At 42.9% G+C, this 16,121-nt stretch carries 19 protein-coding genes and 1 tRNA gene; 8 read left to right on the top strand and 12 right to left on the bottom strand.

The annotated features are described in order from the left end of the window. The first annotated feature begins 556 nt into the window (after window positions 1-556). A tRNA-Gln gene (locus MiAbW_RS02960) sits at window positions 557-629 on the top strand. A 1-nt stretch (window position 630) separates the two neighbouring features. On the opposite strand, the gene MiAbW_RS02965 is transcribed toward MiAbW_RS02960, so the two are convergent. Then, window positions 631-1,680: an AI-2E family transporter gene (locus MiAbW_RS02965; protein WP_151694865.1), complete on the bottom strand. Its 1,050-nt coding sequence runs from the start codon at window positions 1,678-1,680 to the stop codon at window positions 631-633. 21 nt (window positions 1,681-1,701) lie between these two features. Then, window positions 1,702-1,875, bottom strand: coding sequence for a hypothetical protein (locus tag MiAbW_RS19495; RefSeq protein WP_172967335.1), 174 nt, complete (start codon window positions 1,873-1,875; stop codon window positions 1,702-1,704). A 506-nt stretch (window positions 1,876-2,381) separates the two neighbouring features. Here MiAbW_RS19495 and MiAbW_RS02970 point away from each other — a divergent pair. After that, window positions 2,382-2,774, top strand: a complete 393-nt coding sequence (locus tag MiAbW_RS02970; protein WP_151694866.1) for a DUF4278 domain-containing protein — start codon at window positions 2,382-2,384, stop codon at window positions 2,772-2,774. 281 nt (window positions 2,775-3,055) lie between these two features. Here the strand turns inward: MiAbW_RS02970 and MiAbW_RS02975 are convergent, their stop codons facing one another. Beyond that, on the bottom strand, window positions 3,056-3,646 hold the full coding sequence (locus MiAbW_RS02975; RefSeq protein ID WP_151694867.1) for a DUF4276 family protein: 591 nt from the start codon (window positions 3,644-3,646) through the stop codon (window positions 3,056-3,058). Further along, complete coding sequence (locus MiAbW_RS02980; RefSeq protein ID WP_151694868.1) at window positions 3,646-4,830, bottom strand: AAA family ATPase; 1,185 nt, start codon at window positions 4,828-4,830, stop codon at window positions 3,646-3,648. The genes MiAbW_RS02975 and MiAbW_RS02980 overlap by 1 nt, the downstream gene beginning before the upstream one ends. A 389-nt stretch (window positions 4,831-5,219) precedes the next feature. On the opposite strand from MiAbW_RS02980, the gene MiAbW_RS02985 reads away from it, so the two are divergent. Continuing rightward, window positions 5,220-6,356 (top strand): geranylgeranyl reductase family protein, encoded by a 1,137-nt coding sequence (locus tag MiAbW_RS02985; RefSeq protein ID WP_151694869.1) that lies wholly within the window; start codon window positions 5,220-5,222, stop codon window positions 6,354-6,356. Here the strand turns inward: MiAbW_RS02985 and aroB are convergent. Then, on the bottom strand, window positions 6,333-7,433 hold the full coding sequence (gene aroB / locus MiAbW_RS02990; RefSeq protein ID WP_151694870.1) for a 3-dehydroquinate synthase: 1,101 nt from the start codon (window positions 7,431-7,433) through the stop codon (window positions 6,333-6,335). The genes MiAbW_RS02985 and aroB overlap by 24 nt on opposite strands. Window positions 7,434-7,590: 157 nt before the next feature. After that, window positions 7,591-7,986 (bottom strand): hypothetical protein, encoded by a 396-nt coding sequence (locus tag MiAbW_RS02995; RefSeq protein WP_151694871.1) that lies wholly within the window; start codon window positions 7,984-7,986, stop codon window positions 7,591-7,593. 85 nt (window positions 7,987-8,071) lie between these two features. On the opposite strand from MiAbW_RS02995, the gene petN reads away from it, so the two are divergent. From petN to MiAbW_RS03010, 5 genes are all read left to right on the top strand, one after another. Further along, window positions 8,072-8,161, top strand: a complete 90-nt coding sequence (gene petN / locus MiAbW_RS03000; RefSeq protein WP_012265708.1) for a cytochrome b6-f complex subunit PetN — start codon at window positions 8,072-8,074, stop codon at window positions 8,159-8,161. 16 nt (window positions 8,162-8,177) lie between these two features. Then, window positions 8,178-8,321 (top strand): hypothetical protein, encoded by a 144-nt coding sequence (locus tag MiAbW_RS19500; RefSeq protein WP_002736416.1) that lies wholly within the window; start codon window positions 8,178-8,180, stop codon window positions 8,319-8,321. 42 nt (window positions 8,322-8,363) lie between these two features. Further along, on the top strand, window positions 8,364-9,617 hold the full coding sequence (gene sbcD, locus MiAbW_RS03005) for an exonuclease subunit SbcD (protein WP_151694872.1): 1,254 nt from the start codon (window positions 8,364-8,366) through the stop codon (window positions 9,615-9,617). 115 nt (window positions 9,618-9,732) lie between these two features. Further along, window positions 9,733-9,948: a hypothetical protein gene (locus MiAbW_RS19875; protein ID WP_238707183.1), complete on the top strand. Its 216-nt coding sequence runs from the start codon at window positions 9,733-9,735 to the stop codon at window positions 9,946-9,948. Window positions 9,949-9,961: 13 nt separating this feature from the next. After that, complete coding sequence (locus MiAbW_RS03010; protein ID WP_238707189.1) at window positions 9,962-10,414, top strand: GUN4 domain-containing protein; 453 nt, start codon at window positions 9,962-9,964, stop codon at window positions 10,412-10,414. A gap of 6 nt (window positions 10,415-10,420) precedes the next feature. On the opposite strand, the gene MiAbW_RS03015 is transcribed toward MiAbW_RS03010, so the two are convergent. The 6 genes from MiAbW_RS03015 to trpB all read right to left on the bottom strand — a co-directional run bounded on the left by MiAbW_RS03015 (window position 10,421) and on the right by trpB (window position 16,046). Beyond that, window positions 10,421-10,873 carry an ATP-binding protein gene (locus MiAbW_RS03015; protein WP_151694873.1) on the bottom strand — a complete coding sequence of 151 codons (453 nt, stop codon included), beginning with the start codon at window positions 10,871-10,873 and terminating at the stop codon, window positions 10,421-10,423. After that, window positions 10,860-11,855 carry an anti-sigma factor antagonist gene (locus tag MiAbW_RS03020; RefSeq protein ID WP_151694874.1) on the bottom strand — a complete coding sequence of 332 codons (996 nt, stop codon included), beginning with the start codon at window positions 11,853-11,855 and terminating at the stop codon, window positions 10,860-10,862. The genes MiAbW_RS03015 and MiAbW_RS03020 overlap by 14 nt, the downstream gene beginning before the upstream one ends. A gap of 113 nt (window positions 11,856-11,968) precedes the next feature. Continuing rightward, the gene (locus MiAbW_RS03025; RefSeq protein ID WP_002756971.1) at window positions 11,969-12,619 is read right to left on the bottom strand and encodes a DUF3318 domain-containing protein; all 651 of its coding nucleotides are present in this window, start codon (window positions 12,617-12,619) and stop codon (window positions 11,969-11,971) included. 285 nt (window positions 12,620-12,904) lie between these two features. After that, the gene (locus MiAbW_RS03030) at window positions 12,905-13,534 is read right to left on the bottom strand and encodes a ribonuclease H-like domain-containing protein (protein ID WP_151694875.1); all 630 of its coding nucleotides are present in this window, start codon (window positions 13,532-13,534) and stop codon (window positions 12,905-12,907) included. Between the two features lie 175 nt (window positions 13,535-13,709). Continuing rightward, window positions 13,710-14,693 (bottom strand): CAP domain-containing protein, encoded by a 984-nt coding sequence (locus MiAbW_RS03035; RefSeq protein WP_151694876.1) that lies wholly within the window; start codon window positions 14,691-14,693, stop codon window positions 13,710-13,712. A 105-nt stretch (window positions 14,694-14,798) separates the two neighbouring features. After that, complete coding sequence (trpB, locus tag MiAbW_RS03040; protein ID WP_151694877.1) at window positions 14,799-16,046, bottom strand: tryptophan synthase subunit beta; 1,248 nt, start codon at window positions 16,044-16,046, stop codon at window positions 14,799-14,801. Window positions 16,047-16,121: the final 75 nt, after the last annotated feature.

Raw genomic sequence — 16,121 nt, forward strand, 5'->3', positions numbered from 1 at the left:
CGCTTGCTTTGGTTTAACCTGAGCAGCTTAGCTTTTGCTGCGCTTTTTTCCGGCTTGAGATTTTGAGTTTTACGGCAACTGCTTGAGTTTTTTTGAATTACCCCTTGACAATCAAGACAGTCGCTACGTTCATCTTATAGCGGTTCTCGCATCTGTGCGGCACACTTAAACCTTTGCTGATTAAGCTGTTCAGGATCGGGAATGTACCTCGTGTGAATCAGAAACGCTATATATTTAATTCCACCCACCTACTTACTGTTTACTTAATAATCTCCACTGATCACATTATCGCTCCCATCCCCCCCATTCAGAACCGTGCTTGAGATGTTCACCTCAGACGAACCTAGTTTGACGGCTCTCTTGTTAAGGATACAGCTTGACAATGATTGTCTGGGCTAACTTCAACTTGACAGACCAGTAGTTCCCACTATAGCTTAGTTTGAGGCTCAGGCGGCCTCCTGATTCTACCCTCGGATGCCACAGTAAGCAAAAAAATTTTAGAAACTTCTTGACAAAACCGGGAAGATAGATGCTAATATTAAAAAGGTCTGTGCAATGGGGATTAGCCAAGCGGTAAGGCAGCGGGTTTTGGTCCCGCCATTTCCTAGGTTCGAATCCTAGATCCCCAGTTTAAGATTTTTTATCCCTGGTCCGCCAATGATTGAGAATATCCTCGATCAGAGCCTCCTTGAGCCAAATACGACCGATAAGCGTCAGGGGAACCGCCAGAAATAGGCCTAAAAAGCCAAAAATCGAGGCAAAAAACAACTGGGCCAACAGGGTAAAAGCGGGTAAGAGTTTGAGCGACCGCACTGTTAAAATGGGCAGCGGTGGATGATGGTCGAAATATTGAATTAACAGATAAATACTGCTGTAGAGTAGTAAAACTGCCCAGGGTTGCCAGGGAGCTTCCAGAAGGGCGATAGAAAAGGGTAAAATCGTGCTTAAAAGCGGCCCGAGATTGGGGATAAAGGTGAGAAATCCCGCCAGGATAGATTGGGAAAAAGCGAGGGGAATGCCGATCAGGGATAGACCTAGGCAACTGCATAAGGTCATAATCAACATATGACAGAAAATCCCTTTTAGCCAAGCTTTTAAATCTCGATCGCACTGTTCTAGGATCGATCGTACCCTGGAACGGTAGAAAGCGGGAAATAAACGCAGAAAACAACGGTGGTAAGCGGCAGGATCGGCGAGAATCATCAAGCTCAGGGCAACAATTAGCAGTAAGCTGAGGATAATGCCTAAAGTACCGTAAAAAATGCTCAAACCCCGGCCAGCAATTTGGTTAATCAGGGGTTGTAATTGAGCGAGCATCGTTTTAAAGTCCGGAAAGACACTGGCCAGACTAGGATCGAGATAATCCTCAAGACTATGGACTTGTCCCCAGAGTCTTTCTATAGCTTGGGGTAATAAACTAAATAATTGGCGAAATTGTTGGACTAAAGCGGGTATAATCCCCACAAAAATACCGATAATACCAATAAAGAAGTTAAAAAGAGTGATAATTAGAGCGTGGGAACGTTTAAGGTGATGACGCTGCCACCAAGTCACAGCTAAATTTAAAATCTGAGCCAGAAGAATCGCCATCAATAATAATAAGAGAATCTGTCGAATCTGCCAGAGAATCAACAGACAAAAGACTAACAGGACTAAACCGAAGCTGCTGCCAAAAGTCATGATGAGTAAGAAGAAAAATTCCTAATCAGTTATTGTCCGTCTCCAGAGGGCAAAAACCGTGAGTAGAAAAGGAGTAAAAACCAGAATTAAAGTGTTAAGAGGACTGGGAGCGATCGATAATAAAGGGGCAAGATATTTAATTACCAGGGAAATTAAAGCCGATATCAAGATTATTTTGATAATAAAGCCGCTCATAGATCAATGTTTAGGTGACACAAGCACCATCTTATCCCTGAAGAGGGTAAAAATTGGTCAAAATGTGGAAATCATCTCCCATGGGTTTGATTAATACTATTGCTCAAGTTAAGAAAAGATATAAAACGGCAAGAATTGAGCTTGCTGGCAATAATAACATTTTTCAGGAATGTAGGCGAAGTCGCTAGATTTTCTGGGGGAGGTCGGTCCAGAGGGAAGGGGAAATTATGAGACAATGATGGTATGGGGGTTCATTTAGCCGCTTCCAGCCCCCAAATTCATCTTCAAAACCCTAAAGGCTCCTTTAGCGGGCGACCAAACTCAGCCAAAAAATAATACTGTGACCAACTAAAAAATCTTAAATTTTTATAAAGTTTTTTCAATTTCCCTAACAAAATGTAAAAATAGATACAGAATAAGAAATAAAATCTTGTGAATTGTTGTCCCTAAATAGAGACGACAAGAGAGATTAAAGTCAATTTAAAGCATTGCAGGGAGTCAGTGATATGACGTTAGCCTATCGAGGAGTTAAGTACGAAAGGGATTCTCTCCCCTTGGAGATGAAGACTGGAGATATCGGGGGTAAATACCGAGGTCAAGACTGGAATCACCATTATCCTCGCCATATGCTCCAATTAGAGCCGAAACTGCATCGTCAGTATCGTGGAGTTGCCTACAGCACCCGTCCTCATCTTACTGGGCAAGTCACCCCGAACGCTTGTCCGTTGCCCGTTGTCAAACCCCCTGTTGTCCTCCAAGAGGAAACCCTTTCTCGCATCCATCTGAACAATATTCGTCGTCGTCTGGAACGTCGTTTACAAATCGCTCAAGAGAATGGTGACGAAACCCTCGTTAATCTCTTGAAAAAAGAATCCCAAGACTTAGCCTTAAACTGCTAGATTAGCAGTTTTTTCCCACTTTCCCCTCGGTTCTGCCGGGTGGAATATTTTTGGGCACAAAAATCTTATCGGTAGAAATTATCATCCTAGTTAGGAGCTTACAGGCTTTTAATTAATTAGGGAGGCACAATTATTTGTAGGATGGGTTAGCGGTAGCGTAAACTATGGGGGCGTTGGGTTTCATGCTTCAACCGTTCGGCAAAAGCTCACCGTCGAAGCCCAACCTACGTTCATCTTATATTTAATTCCACCCACCCACTTATATTAGGTCGAGGTCTATTTTAGTTCTGGTTCGGATTGGGGCGTTGTATCATTTCCACAACATTTTTGATACCTTGTATAAAAGTTTGGAAACTACGGGATTTATTTTCAGTTAGGGAAAGATGGGGGGCAATCTGTTTAGAGTGGGTTCCTGCATAATACTCTTTCACTAGCTTTTTTAATTCTTGTTTAGCCGAGTTAAGCCGGTCTGGTTCTCTGTATTTACTTTTATTTTGTTTTTGACCGAGACTATTTAAATTATACGCCTTGGCCACCGCTGCTAAATCTCCCAGAAACCAAGATTCTAATTCATGGCAAATAATCCGTATTAAGACTTGAGCATCACTGGAATTTTGACAAATTTCCCCTAGGTCTTTTTTAAGTTTTTGACAGTCGTGGGAATCCTGATCGTGAACAATAATAAATTTGGTATTGGGACTAGATTTCTTGAAAGCTTTGAGTTTTATAGGAATAGATTTGGCTAGGTCTTGTTTGCCTTGATGACTAATACATTTATACCTTATTTCTGGGGGAATAAGTTTAGGCAAAAGTTCGTCTAACACATTTTCTATAGATGACTCTTCTAGCAAAAATACGATATCATAGTTCATTATGGTGCTACTCCTTCAAACCAGCCTTGATTCCAAAGATAGCCGGGTAAATCGCCTTCCGCTACTAAGTTTTTGATGATTTCGCTATCGGTAGCCCTATGGATTTGGGTGATACCTTGGGATTTAATTAGCCAGAAAATACTAGCTAGTGGAACCGCATTGAGAAAATCGGGAGAGTGGCTAGAAACAAATACCTGACCCCCCCGATAGCTATAGTGGGCGAATTCTTCGGCTAGTTCTTTTAATAAAGTAGGATAAAGTTGGTTTTCTGGTTCTTCGACACAGAGTAGGGGATGAGGATTGGGATCGAATAGTAATATTAAATAAGCGAACATTTTCATAGTCCCGTCAGAAACATAGCGATCAATAAAAGGGTCTTTAAAGGCCTGATCTTGAAAACGTAAAATCAAGCGACCGTCTTCGGTTTCTTTGGCTTCCACAGAAGAAATACCCGGAACTCGTTGTTTCATTTTTTCGAGAATTTGCTGAAAAATTTCGGGATATTGTTGATAAATATATTGAGCAACTGTAGCTATATTGTCTCCAGTGGGGGATAAGTGTTCAGCATAAGATATTTCTTTACTTCCTCTAGCTTCGCTAATATGAAAGTCAGAAACGTGCCAATTTTCAATCAGAGAACGAAAGGCTGTAGCGGCTTTAAAACGTTGAAATTGTCCTACTCCCTTGATCGCTAGTATGTCGTTAGATTCTAGCTGTTGTTCTTCTCGATCAAGGTCTTTATCTGGTTTACTAAAATCTTCTTCGTTGGTGATAGCATATCCTTGGCCAAGTTTAAAATCTAAAAAATGAAAAGGTGCACCGTGTTCACCCCGTTTATAGCGAAGTATTTCGCGTTTGATAACGGGACGATTATTGTTTTGTCCAATTATAAGTATATAAGTAACCAGACGTTCTGTATCTAAGATTTTCATGCGAAATTGCAGCTCGATTTCAATATCTTCCTGTTCTTGACCTCTAGTGATAATTTCTCTATAACCGCCGCGAATTTGTAAGGCTTGGCGAATGTTGTTTTTGAGGGCATCTCGCAGAAAACCAAAAATATCAAATAGAGTAGATTTTCCCGTGCCGTTAGCTCCAATAATCACACAAAAAGGGGGAATATCTCTTATGTGTATATTTTTAAACATACGATAGTTTTTTATTTTAATAGAAACAATTTTCATAATATAATCGAGTCATTATAGTTTTTTTGATTATACGATTGATCAGGTGAAGATTGATCAATTAGTCAAAAAAGCCAGAGATTAGGCTCTCTGGGAAATTGGGGTATAAATCAGCGGCTCTCTTAGGTTTGGTGGGTAAAATGTATTCTAAAATATAGTCCTGCCGGCGAGCGAATGGAAGGAACCACTCCAGACACAGAGGACACAAAGATTGATCGCTTCTATAGTAAGTTAAACTGATCACACAAAGAATAAGAGGGCTAATCAGCTAGAAACTAGAGAGGCAAGCTCAACCGACTGAGGAAGGGACAAGAAACCAGACTCAACACAAGTTGCCCAAAATAGCGTAAATTGTCTATAAATTTGTTCAACGACTTAAATTAGTACAAATGTTTGACTGTATTATCATCGGTGCGGGACCAGCAGGAGCGACGGCGGGTTATCATCTAGCTAAAAAGGGAAGATCGATCCTGATCCTCGATAAAGCGAAATTACCCCGTTATAAACCCTGTGGTGGGGGGGTATCCCCGGCAATTAAGCAGTGGTTTGATTTTGACTTTACCCCCGTGATCGAGAATACCGTCACGCAAGTACAGTTTACTTGGAAACAGGGGGATGCCGTCACCACTAAGTTAAATATGCTAGAACCGATGTGGATGGTACAAAGGGATCGTTTCGATGATTTTTTAGGTCAACAGGCGATCGCAGTCGGGGCAACCATCCAAGATAACAGCGAAGTTACCCAGATCAAATTCCTTCAAGATCACTGGCAAGTTACCACATCCCAACGAACATTTTCAGGCAAATATCTGATTGCTGCCGATGGTGTTAAGGGCAATACCAGTCGCTGGTTGGGATTACCAGCGAAAAACGAAGCTATCGGTGCTACCCTCGAAATTACTAACGCAGAAGCGACTATTCCACCCCAAAAAGCTTTTTTTGAGTTTGGTTCCCTAAAAAATGGCTATATCTGGGCTTTTCCCAAGTCTAATGGTTACACAATTAGCGGTGGTTGTTTTAAGGGCAGAATCAAATCCGAGGAGCTAAAAAAACAACTGTTAAATTATGCCCGTCAAAAAGGCTGGAATTTGCAGGATTATCGCTATAGTGAGTATGCTTTAGCCCTTTGGAATGGAAATCAACCGCTAAACGCCCAAAATGCCTTAATTGTAGGAGAAGCGGCGGGGATTCTCGATCCGCTCATCGGGGAGGGTATCCGTCCGGCAATTTTGACGGGAGTTAAGGCAGCCGAAGCGATTGATCGAGCTTTAGCCGGAGATAATCAGGCTTTAGCGGGCTATAGTCGGATAATTCGGGAAGAATGGGGGGAAGATATGGCTTTAGCGGCCAAATTAGCTGGTTTATTCTATCAATTTACCCAAATCGCCTACAATGTCGCCGTTAAACGGCCGATCGCTGGTCAACTGATGGGACGGATTCTCGTGGGAGATTTAAAATACCGGGATGTTACGGAACAAGCGATGCAACAATTGAAAAAGCGTTTACTGCCCGGATTCGGTTGGTGATAAAACCTCCCGCACCAGGGTGGGGGTGACTCGATCGCTAATGGTCACTTGGCCGATTGCCGTTGGTAAAATAAATCTAACCTTGCCATCTTTAACCTTTTTATCGGCAGTGAGAGCATTTATCATCTCATCGGCATTTAAAGGCGGCATACGGGTTTCTAAGGCGGCTTTTTCGATTAAATCGGTTTGACGTTGATTTTCGCTGGCAGTCCACATTCCCAGTTTAACAGCGATCGCACCTGCCGCCACCATCCCCATGGCCACCGCTTCCCCATGGTTAATCCTAGTGTATCCGGTTAAACTTTCAATGCCGTGGGCGATCGTGTGACCATAGTTTAAGATCGCCCGCAAACCCGCTTCTTTTTCGTCTTTTCCTACCACATCTGCTTTCGCTTGGCAAGACTTTGTAATAATTGTTTGCAATAGCTCGCCATCGATCTGAGAAAAACTGGCTAAATTATCCGAGTCTTCTAACTGTTGAAATAACTCAGCATCCCAAATTACACCGTATTTAATCACTTCTGCCATTCCAGCCCGAAATTCTCGCACGGGTAGGCTTTTAAGCACGTTAGGATCGATCAGAACTAATTTCGGTTGATAAAACGCCCCGATCAGATTTTTGCCCTGGGGATGATTAACACCAGTTTTACCCCCGATAGAAGCATCCACCATGGCTAACAGGGTGGTGGGAACCTGGACAAAATTAATGCCCCGTAACCATGTGGCCGCCGCAAATCCCGTCATATCCCCGATCACACCACCACCGAGGGCAACCATAGTCGAGGAACGTTCCAGCCGGTGAGCGAGGGCAGTATCATAAACTTGGGTGATCGAATCGAGGGTTTTATAATTTTCGCCAGCGGGGATCAGATGAGTAGAAACGGCAAATCCCCCTTTTTCCAGGGAATTAACGGTTATCTGCCCGTAATACTCAAAAATTTCGGGATTAGAAACCAATAAAACCTTTTTACCTAAGTTTAACTGGCTCATTTCTGCACCGAGATTAGCTAAACTGTCCTTCTCGATCAGAATATTATAGGAGCGATCAGGTAAATTAACGGGAATACAAATAGCCATAGGGTGTGAGAATTATAAATTATCAATTATGAATTATCAATTGGGAGGTAGGGAGATGGGGAGTGCTAGAGCAGGGAGAATAAATAAAAATAATCTCCTGTCTCGGAGTATCCTGTCTCGGAGTATCCTGTCTCCTGATAGCCAAAAAGATGATCGGTTATGGGCGCAGCTTAGTCAACTCTAAGAGCAGACGACAGGATAAAAAACAGATAAAGCTCTCTCCTAGAAAGAGACTTAATTGCCAACTGTCAGCGAGCAAGTCTGTGGATAATTGTAGGGGAACTAGGCCGCGGACTAGGGCAAAAGCTGCCACTGTACCATCTTTGAGATGGGGATTATCATCGTTACGGACGACATAACGATAGGTGACACCAAAGAGAAATCCGCTAATTATCGCCCCAGCTATCTTGACAAAAGCGCCAATTAGTGTGAGCGATTCCCCTAAAAATAGTCGATCAACAGTTAAAAATAGCAGATAGGGAACCACAAAAGCCAGCGCCGAGATACTCCCCACCTGTATGGATTCGATTCTTTCCTTGAGCGTAATTTGCACGATCGCCTCTCTAAAACGGAGTCACTGATGAAGTATTATAAATTGAGTAGTTATCTCGCAAGTAATTCGTTTAACAAAGGCAATTATGGATATTTTGACACTTGGTTGGGTTAGCATTCTCGCCCTATTCACTTGGTCGATCGCCATGGTGGTTTGGGGTCGTAACGGTTTCTAGGTAATCTATAGATACCATGGAAACATCTCTGATTCTCAACACTCTCTTTCTTGTCGCCTTAATTCTCCTCGTTATCGTCAGTGGTGGTATTCTCTACCTGACGACTACAGAATGGCGCGATCGCCGTCGTCAAGATGGCGATAAAAAATTAGGAAAATAATCTTGAACAGGTGTACTTAATTACGCCTGTTTTTCCTTTACTATGATTAAAATACTGCACTTATCGGATATTCACATGGGGAGCGGTTTTTCCCATGGACGCTTAAATCCAAAAACGGGATTAAACACGCGTTTAGAGGATTTTATGGGCAGTTTGAGCCTCTGTATCGATCAGGCTATTGCCTCCCCTGTGGATCTAGTGCTTTTTGGGGGAGATGCCTTTCCCGATGCCACTCCTCCTCCTTTTGTTCACGAAGCTTTTGCCAGTCAATTCCGTCGTCTTGCCGATGCTAATATCCCGACGGTGTTATTAGTGGGTAATCACGATCAACATTCTCAGGGTAATGGCGGTGTGAGTCTTTCCATCTATCGTACCTTAGCGGTGCCGGGGTTTATTGTTGGCGATCGCTTGACCACCCATCGCATCACCACCCGCAACGGCGATATCCAAGTAATTACTTTACCCTGGTTAACCCGCGCCACTCTCTTAACCCGTCCCGAAACCGAGGGTTTATCCTTGAGTGGGGTAAATGAATTATTAATTAACCGTTTGGAACCAGTTTTAGAAGGAGAAATCCGCCAATTAGATACAAGTTTACCAACAGTTTTATTAGCCCATTTAATGGCCGATAGAGCTAGTTTAGGAGCAGAAAGATTTTTAGCAGTTGGTAAAGGTTTTACTGTGCCTTTATCGTTGCTAAATCGTCCACAATTCGAGTATGTCGCCCTCGGTCATGTTCACAAACACCAAAATCTTAATCCTAGCAATGATCCGCCTATTGTCTATCCGGGGAGCATTGATCGAGTGGATTTTAGCGAGGAAAGAGAAGCTAAGGGCTATGTTTTAATAGAAGTGGCTAAAGGAGAGGTTAAATGGGAATTTTGTCCTTTACCTGTGCGTCCTTTCCGTTCGATCGAAGTGGATGTTTCCGAGGCGGAAAATCCCCAAAAAGAATTGCTGAAAGCTCTGAAAAAATATAATATTCAGGAAGCAGTTATCCGCTTAGTTTATAAAATTCGCAGTGAGCAATTAGAACTAATCAACACCAATCAGCTTGACGAGGCATTAAAACCTGCCCATAGTTATAGTATTCGGGCGGAGTTAATTAGTCAATTAACCCGTCCCCGTTTACCGGAATTAGGGGTGGGTAATCAATTAGATCCGATGGAAGCGTTAAAAGCTTATATCGATAATAAGACAGATTTGCGCGATATTGTCGATGATATGTTAGAGGCGGCCCAGCTTTTATTAAATCAACAGCCGGAAATTTGGCTGGAGGAAGAAACCTCGATTTAGCTATCAGTTATCAGACTTCGGCGTGAGCTTTTGTCGAACGCTCAGTCGAACGCTTTTTTCTCACTGCTCCCTGCTCCCTTATTGCTAATCTTTCCCTGACAGGAACAGTGATCGTTTGATTAATAATCCTGTTCGTGGTGCATTCGGCGAAATTTTAGATAAATTAATGGGATTTGGCACCAAAAAACGTTATCAATCAGCCAGGGAAGTTCTGCAAGAGTTGGCAGTAAAATTAGCCGTAGTGATTCCGCCAAAACCCCGATTACAGGTCACAATTCAAGAAACGGTTTTGCCAGTTTTTCCCCTACCACTAGGGAGGAAATTAACCTAAAAGTGATAGGGAAATTGATTATACCAATCTAAGGAATTTATTAGCCCAAGAAAAATGGCAAGAAGCTGATCGAGAAACAGCTAATTTATTTTTAACAGTTGCTGATCGAACTAAAGAAAAATATCTTAAGATAGAAGATATAGATAACTTTACCTGGGAAGATTTAGCCACGATCAATCAACTATGGTTACAATATAGTCAGGGAAAATTCGGTATATCTGTTCAGAAAAAAATCTCTGAAAGTTTGGGAGAAAGCGGCAATTATGATCAACAAAAATGGAACGCTTTTGAGTCAAAAGTCGCTTGGCGATTTAATAACAAGTGGTTATACTACGATCAAATTACTTTCTCTCTCAAAGCAACCTCCGGACATCTTCTCACCCTTGTGTGGGGTGTGGATGGCGGCATAATTCTTTTTTCTCGTCTGGAAACCTGTGCCATGGACAGAGTTTCTAGCAGGGGATAAATTGACTTAGAAACTTTTCTGAAGAATTAAACAATTTCTCCCTTCACCAGTGCGGATATATTGTAAAGTATCAGTAAGAGAACGCATGAAAAGTAATCCTCGATCGCTTTCCATTTCCAAAGGTGCGACGGGATGTTGTTGTAGAGAATCAAGTTTTGCTTGCAGATCAAAAGGTTGACCGTAATCCCATATTCTTACTTCTAGAGAATGGGACTGTAAAGTTAATTCTAGATCGATCGGTGTAGTTGGTGGTAAATTTTTGTGAGCATAACGGACAGCATTAGTAAATCCTTCTGCTAAAGCCACCTTACACTGCCAAAGCACCGAGTCAGGTAAAAAAGAGCGGCCGTGAGATTCAAACCATTTTAGGACTGGGATTAAAGCTGCCAATTCCGTCCGGACTTGTAGATGGAATTGGAGGGGGAAAGAAGGGGAATTTAAGACTTCAGAAGGCACCACTGTTTTTTTGAAAGAGAATCAAAATTGTTTTAAAAATCAGTTGTAGATCGTAGCCTAAACTCCAATTTTCTTGATAGCGCAAATCTAGTTGAATTACTTCTTCAAAATTACGCACCTGAGAGCGACCATTCACCTGCCATTCCCCCGTCATACCGGGTTTTACATCTAAACGTTGCCATTGGGGAACATCGTAGCGTTCCACCTCATCGGGTGTGGGGGGACGAGTGCCGACAAGACTCATTTCACCAATGATCACATTCCAAAACTGGGGCAATTCGTCTAAACTGGTACGACGTAAAAATTTTCCTACTCGGGTAATCCGGGGATCATTTTTATTTTTAAAAAAAGCTCCCTGCGCTTGATTGGGGATTTTATCCTTGAGTGCTTCTGCATCCACACACATGGAACGAAACTTGAGAATTTTAAATTGCTTTCCCAACCAACCGCAGCGGGTTTGACTGAAAAAAATCGGCCCCGGACTGTCTAACTTAATAGCGATGGCAATGGGGACAAAAATAACCCCCGTGATTAATAAACCCACGATCCCACCAATAATGTCAAGACAGCGCTTTAACCAACTGCGAATCGAGGGATGGGTTTCCGGTAGATGGTTTTCAGTGGGGGTAAAGCCGTTTTCTTGGGCTGCTAGGGGAGGGATTTGGAAAGTGAACAATTGATCTAGTCCCGTAATCGATAAAACCCCCATCACTGGGGGATGGACGTTAGCCAGCACTAACTCGATATTTTTTTCCCTAGCCGCTTTGAGATTATGCACTAAAGCACCCACACCACTACTATCCATAAATTGAGTGGCATTCAGATCGAGAATGACTTTTTCGGGAGTGGGTGTTTGGGCGATGAGATGGTGAAAGATATCCTTGAACTGTACTGCTTCCAGGACAGTCAAGCGATCGGGCATCCGCAAAACGGGATACTCCATCGGAATGATCAGAAAACGTGTTTCAGGAATTTGGGAAGTCATCGACACAACGAGGTGGTTTGATGGATGAACAAGGCCTGATGACCTACCTAATGTTTACTACACTTTTCCCCAAATACCAATGGGTAATGTCACAGATTGCCTGTGATTATCGGCTAACGAATCTCGCCTAGGGGCGGACGGCCTTGGGTTTGGGCTTTCGCTTTGGCAGCACTCTTTCTCAGGGCATCTAAACGGGTCTCATAACGCTTACGCAGACGACGGTTAGGCGTTTGTTCGATTAGGGTTTTAAAGGCACTGCCTAGGCTCTTGTAGGCGTTGGGGAGAGAATAACCGAAACGGGTGGCTAGGGCGATCGCTTTTTCATCGGCTTCGATCGCTTCTTTGAGAATTTTATCACCGTTATTTTTGCGCCAGAGACGATAACCGGAAATCCCACATAATCCCATAGCCAAAAGCAATAATAACCCGTCCTGTACCCATAATTCCCCCACTGCACCACCTAAGCCAATAGCGAGGGCGGCCATTTCCCAGCCTTCCCGGGGAATACTATCATTTTGAATCCTGGCCACTTCATGCCAAAAGAGCAAATTACGCTGATCAATGGCTAAATTTTCCCATTTGGCTAAATCTATCTGAATTTCTACCTCATCTCTGCCAATTTCTTCACAACGGATCAGGGGGGGATTAACCTCTGTGGAACCTTCTACCGTTACCCAACTTTGTAATTCTGGAGGTAGTAGGGTTTTTAGGCGCCGAAGTTCGCTCATTTCGGCTCGTGCAGAGGAGGCCGCATAAGATGTCATAGATTTTTTACCTATTCTCTACCAATGACGATGATTTCTATTTTCGATCATAGCGGTCTTTTTTGTGATCTTGGCAGCTTTTAGCCCTAGGGGCATTTTCAGTGATCGGTAATCAGTCATCAGTGAGGGAAGTGGGAAGTGGGGAGTGAGAAGTGGGGAGTGAGAAGTGGGGAAGTGGGGAGAAACAATCCATAACTGGGTTTTTAAAGTTCGATTGGGAGTCAATCATACTATTAAAAACGCATTTGGTATTATTGGCAAAATATAGACCGTAACTTTTGCCGACTAATGCTCAAATATATCTTTGTATTGCTGTAAATCTAAAGCGGTAAAAATGGGGATACAACTAAAGCATTTTTGGGCTAATTCCCATCTTTCTTCTCTTTGCAGCATCACAATTAGTTTATCTCGCGCTGATATTAAATAGCGCACATCGTTAGCAGCATAACTCAGTTGTTTTGGGGTAAGATTAGCGGCATTTCCCCAATCAGAACTTTGAGCAGTTTTGTCTAATTCTATGCCTTCCAATTCCTGCACGAGACTTTTTAAACCGTGACTGCTGGTATAAGTCCGAGCGAGTTTACTGGCGATCTTGGTACAGAAAATCGGTTGAGTGGCAATGGCAAAAGTATGGGACAATTGAGCCACATCAAAACGGGCGAAATGAAAGACTTTTTCTATCCGCTCATCTTCCATGACCTTTTTGAGATTAGGAGCCTCTGTTTGACCCCTAAAAACGCGAATGGCGGTGACAAAACCACTGGGATCACAGAGTTGAATTAAACACAGTCGATCGCGTCCCGGTATTAATCCCATCGTTTCTGTATCTACAGCGATCGAATTAACCCCTAAATAACGGGATAATAGGTCATCGCTTAAATCTCGATCGCACACTTGAAAATTGTCTAAGTTCATATAGTTAGGGGTTAAGATATCAGGAAGTGGGGAGATGGGAGACAGGAGACAGGAGGGAAATTTGTAATGCTTTTGCCTATTGCACGAGTGCCTTTATTTCCCTGATAACTGATAACTGAAAAGGCTGATAGTTAAAAACTGATAATTAAATTTAAATATCATCATGGTCATTTTGTCAACGCTTTTTAACAAAAAGTTGTGTAAAATAATATTCACCAGCATTATTTTTAGCGATACCGATACCAGTGACATTATAATCACCAACCATATTTTTTTGATGGCCGGGGCTATTAATCCAACCATTGACGGCAACGCTAACGGGGTCAGGATATCCCTTCATAAAAGCCAAATTTTCGCCCATTTTTTCTAAAGGAATCATCCTTTGTACTGCTTTCATTCTTCCCTCAAAACCATCATGACTAAAAGGAGCCTGTTTATGGGCTATTTTTTGACTAAATAAGCGAGCTTCATGACTAATGCGAGCATCGAGACGTAGGGGAGGTAAATTTTGAGAAATTCGGTAGCGATTAACTTGATAATTAGTGTTTTCTTCGAGGGTAATGAAAAAAGATTGATTCCTGATAGGATCGTAACTAAGGAGATTAGTAGCAACGGGAGCGGATTGACGTTTTAAAAATATTTGAGTAAAGTACAATATTCCTTGATTATCCGTCGCTACTCCAATCCCGGTACTATCAAAATCTCCCTCCATATTTTCCCGATGACCTTGACTTTTAATCCAACCATCCACAGCCATCATTACTGGGTCATCATAACCTTGATTAACTGCCAGATTTTCCCCTACTGCTTGATAGGGAACTGAAACGCCAATAGTTTGCGCTCTTTTGTCAAAATCTTGATGACTAAAAGGAACTAAACCCGCAGCCATACGTTGGCTATGTAATCTTGCTTGTTGCGAAATTGCCCGATTTAACAGTAGGGGAGATAAATTGCGAGATTGACGATAGCGATTAACCTTTTGATAGATTTTATTCTCTAAAACAAGTAAAGTTGCCGCATCTAAAGGAGAAGGAGAGGGAGATAAAGATGGTACAAGTTCCGTAAAAGAGCTATAGTTTAAGGCACTACAGGCCATTAAACTTGTCGATACAAGCATCAAAGTTCCTAACTGATAACGCTTCTTAAAAGAACATTTCATATTAAGCTAGTCTAGGACAGGTAACAGGTCAAAATGAAGATCAAATTTAGATGCACAATAGCTTATACCTCTCACTGATAACTGTTAACTGATAACTGCTCACTGTTAACCATTCATCGATAAATATTTAGCCACCGATTGCACATCTTTATCACCCCGTCCAGAGAAATTAATAACAATGCGAGGACTACCGGTCACTTGTGGGCAAAGAGTTTCTAAATAGGCTAAAGCATGGGCAGTTTCTAGGGCCGGAATAATCCCCTCTAAACGGGAAACTCGTTGAAAAGCTTCTAGTGCTTCCTTGTCGGTGACACTGTAATATTCAGCGCGACCACTATCTTTTAAAAAGCTATGTTCTGGCCCGACTCCGGGATAGTCTAAACCGGCACTAATGGAGTGGGCCTCGATAACTTGACCTTCGTTATCTTGTAATAAATAACTCATGGCCCCATGTAGAACCCCCGGTTGACCTTGGGTAAGGGTGGCTGCGTGTTTTCCGGATGCGATACTTTCCCCGGCGGCCTCCACACCAATTAAACGCACGGCAGCTTCTTTAACAAACTCATGAAATAAACCCATAGCATTAGAACCACCCCCCACACAAGCGAGGAGAATATCCGGTAAACCGCCCCATTTTTCCAGACTTTGCTGACGGGTTTCTTGACCGATAACCGCATGAAAATCGCGCACCATCATCGGATAGGGATGGGGACCTGCCACAGAACCGAGGATGTAGTGAGTGGTTTCGACATTAGTTACCCAGTCGCGAATCGCTTCCGAGGTGGCATCTTTCAGGGTTCCCGTCCCCGCAGCCACGGGTTGCACCGTCGCGCCAAGCAGTCTCATGCGAAAAACATTGAGTTCCTGGCGTTCCATGTCGTGAATTCCCATATAAATCACGCATTCTAGACCAAAACGAGCGCAAACCGTAGCGGTGGCCACGCCGTGCTGTCCTGCCCCAGTTTCGGCGATAATTCGCTTTTTACCCATGCGTTTGGCTAATAAAACCTGGCCGAGGGCGTTATTAATCTTGTGAGCGCCGGTATGGTTTAAATCTTCCCGTTTTAGGTAAATTTGCGCCCCAGTACCGTCCGTTTTGGCATAATGGGCGGTGAGACGTTCGGCAAAATATAAGGGACTAGGTCTACCGACGTAATCCTTGAGCAGTTGATTTAATTCTTCTTGAAAATCGGGGTCGTCCTTATACTGATTATAGGCCGTTTCTAGTTCACTTAAGGCTGGCATCAGGGTTTCCGGGACGTATTTGCCCCCGTAGCGTCCAAAACGCCCAAAAGCATCGGGATACTGGCTTACTGTGCTGGCTGAGGCGGCATAAATCGGCGTGATAGTCATGTAAATCTTAGATGAGAGACTATGTCCATTATAAATCTAAGGGTTTAGTCTCCGGGTTAACCTGAGTTCCAGGAC

Source organism: Microcystis aeruginosa NIES-4325 (assembly GCF_008974145.1).
GTDB lineage: Bacteria > Cyanobacteriota > Cyanobacteriia > Cyanobacteriales > Microcystaceae > Microcystis > Microcystis aeruginosa_G.

Excerpts from the sequence above, each read along its gene's own strand:
- MiAbW_RS03030 (WP_151694875.1), bottom strand. The coding sequence starts at position 13,534 with ATGAACTTAGACAATTTTCAAGTGTGCGATCGAGATTTAAGCGATGAC.
- MiAbW_RS02965 (WP_151694865.1), bottom strand. The coding sequence starts at position 1,680 with ATGACTTTTGGCAGCAGCTTCGGTTTAGTCCTGTTAGTCTTTTGTCTG.
- aroB (WP_151694870.1), bottom strand. The coding sequence starts at position 7,433 with ATGGCTATTTGTATTCCCGTTAATTTACCTGATCGCTCCTATAATATT.
- MiAbW_RS02970 (WP_151694866.1), top strand. The coding sequence starts at position 2,382 with ATGACGTTAGCCTATCGAGGAGTTAAGTACGAAAGGGATTCTCTCCCC.
- MiAbW_RS03020 (WP_151694874.1), bottom strand. The coding sequence starts at position 11,855 with ATGACTTCCCAAATTCCTGAAACACGTTTTCTGATCATTCCGATGGAG.
- MiAbW_RS19495 (WP_172967335.1), bottom strand. The coding sequence starts at position 1,875 with ATGAGCGGCTTTATTATCAAAATAATCTTGATATCGGCTTTAATTTCC.
- MiAbW_RS19500 (WP_002736416.1), top strand. The coding sequence starts at position 8,178 with ATGGAAACATCTCTGATTCTCAACACTCTCTTTCTTGTCGCCTTAATT.
- petN (WP_012265708.1), top strand. The coding sequence starts at position 8,072 with ATGGATATTTTGACACTTGGTTGGGTTAGCATTCTCGCCCTATTCACT.
- sbcD (WP_151694872.1), top strand. The coding sequence starts at position 8,364 with ATGATTAAAATACTGCACTTATCGGATATTCACATGGGGAGCGGTTTT.
- trpB (WP_151694877.1), bottom strand. The coding sequence starts at position 16,046 with ATGACTATCACGCCGATTTATGCCGCCTCAGCCAGCACAGTAAGCCAG.
- MiAbW_RS03035 (WP_151694876.1), bottom strand. The coding sequence starts at position 14,693 with ATGAAATGTTCTTTTAAGAAGCGTTATCAGTTAGGAACTTTGATGCTT.
- MiAbW_RS02985 (WP_151694869.1), top strand. The coding sequence starts at position 5,220 with ATGTTTGACTGTATTATCATCGGTGCGGGACCAGCAGGAGCGACGGCG.
- MiAbW_RS02980 (WP_151694868.1), bottom strand. The coding sequence starts at position 4,830 with ATGAAAATTGTTTCTATTAAAATAAAAAACTATCGTATGTTTAAAAAT.
- MiAbW_RS03025 (WP_002756971.1), bottom strand. The coding sequence starts at position 12,619 with ATGACATCTTATGCGGCCTCCTCTGCACGAGCCGAAATGAGCGAACTT.
- MiAbW_RS02975 (WP_151694867.1), bottom strand. The coding sequence starts at position 3,646 with ATGAACTATGATATCGTATTTTTGCTAGAAGAGTCATCTATAGAAAAT.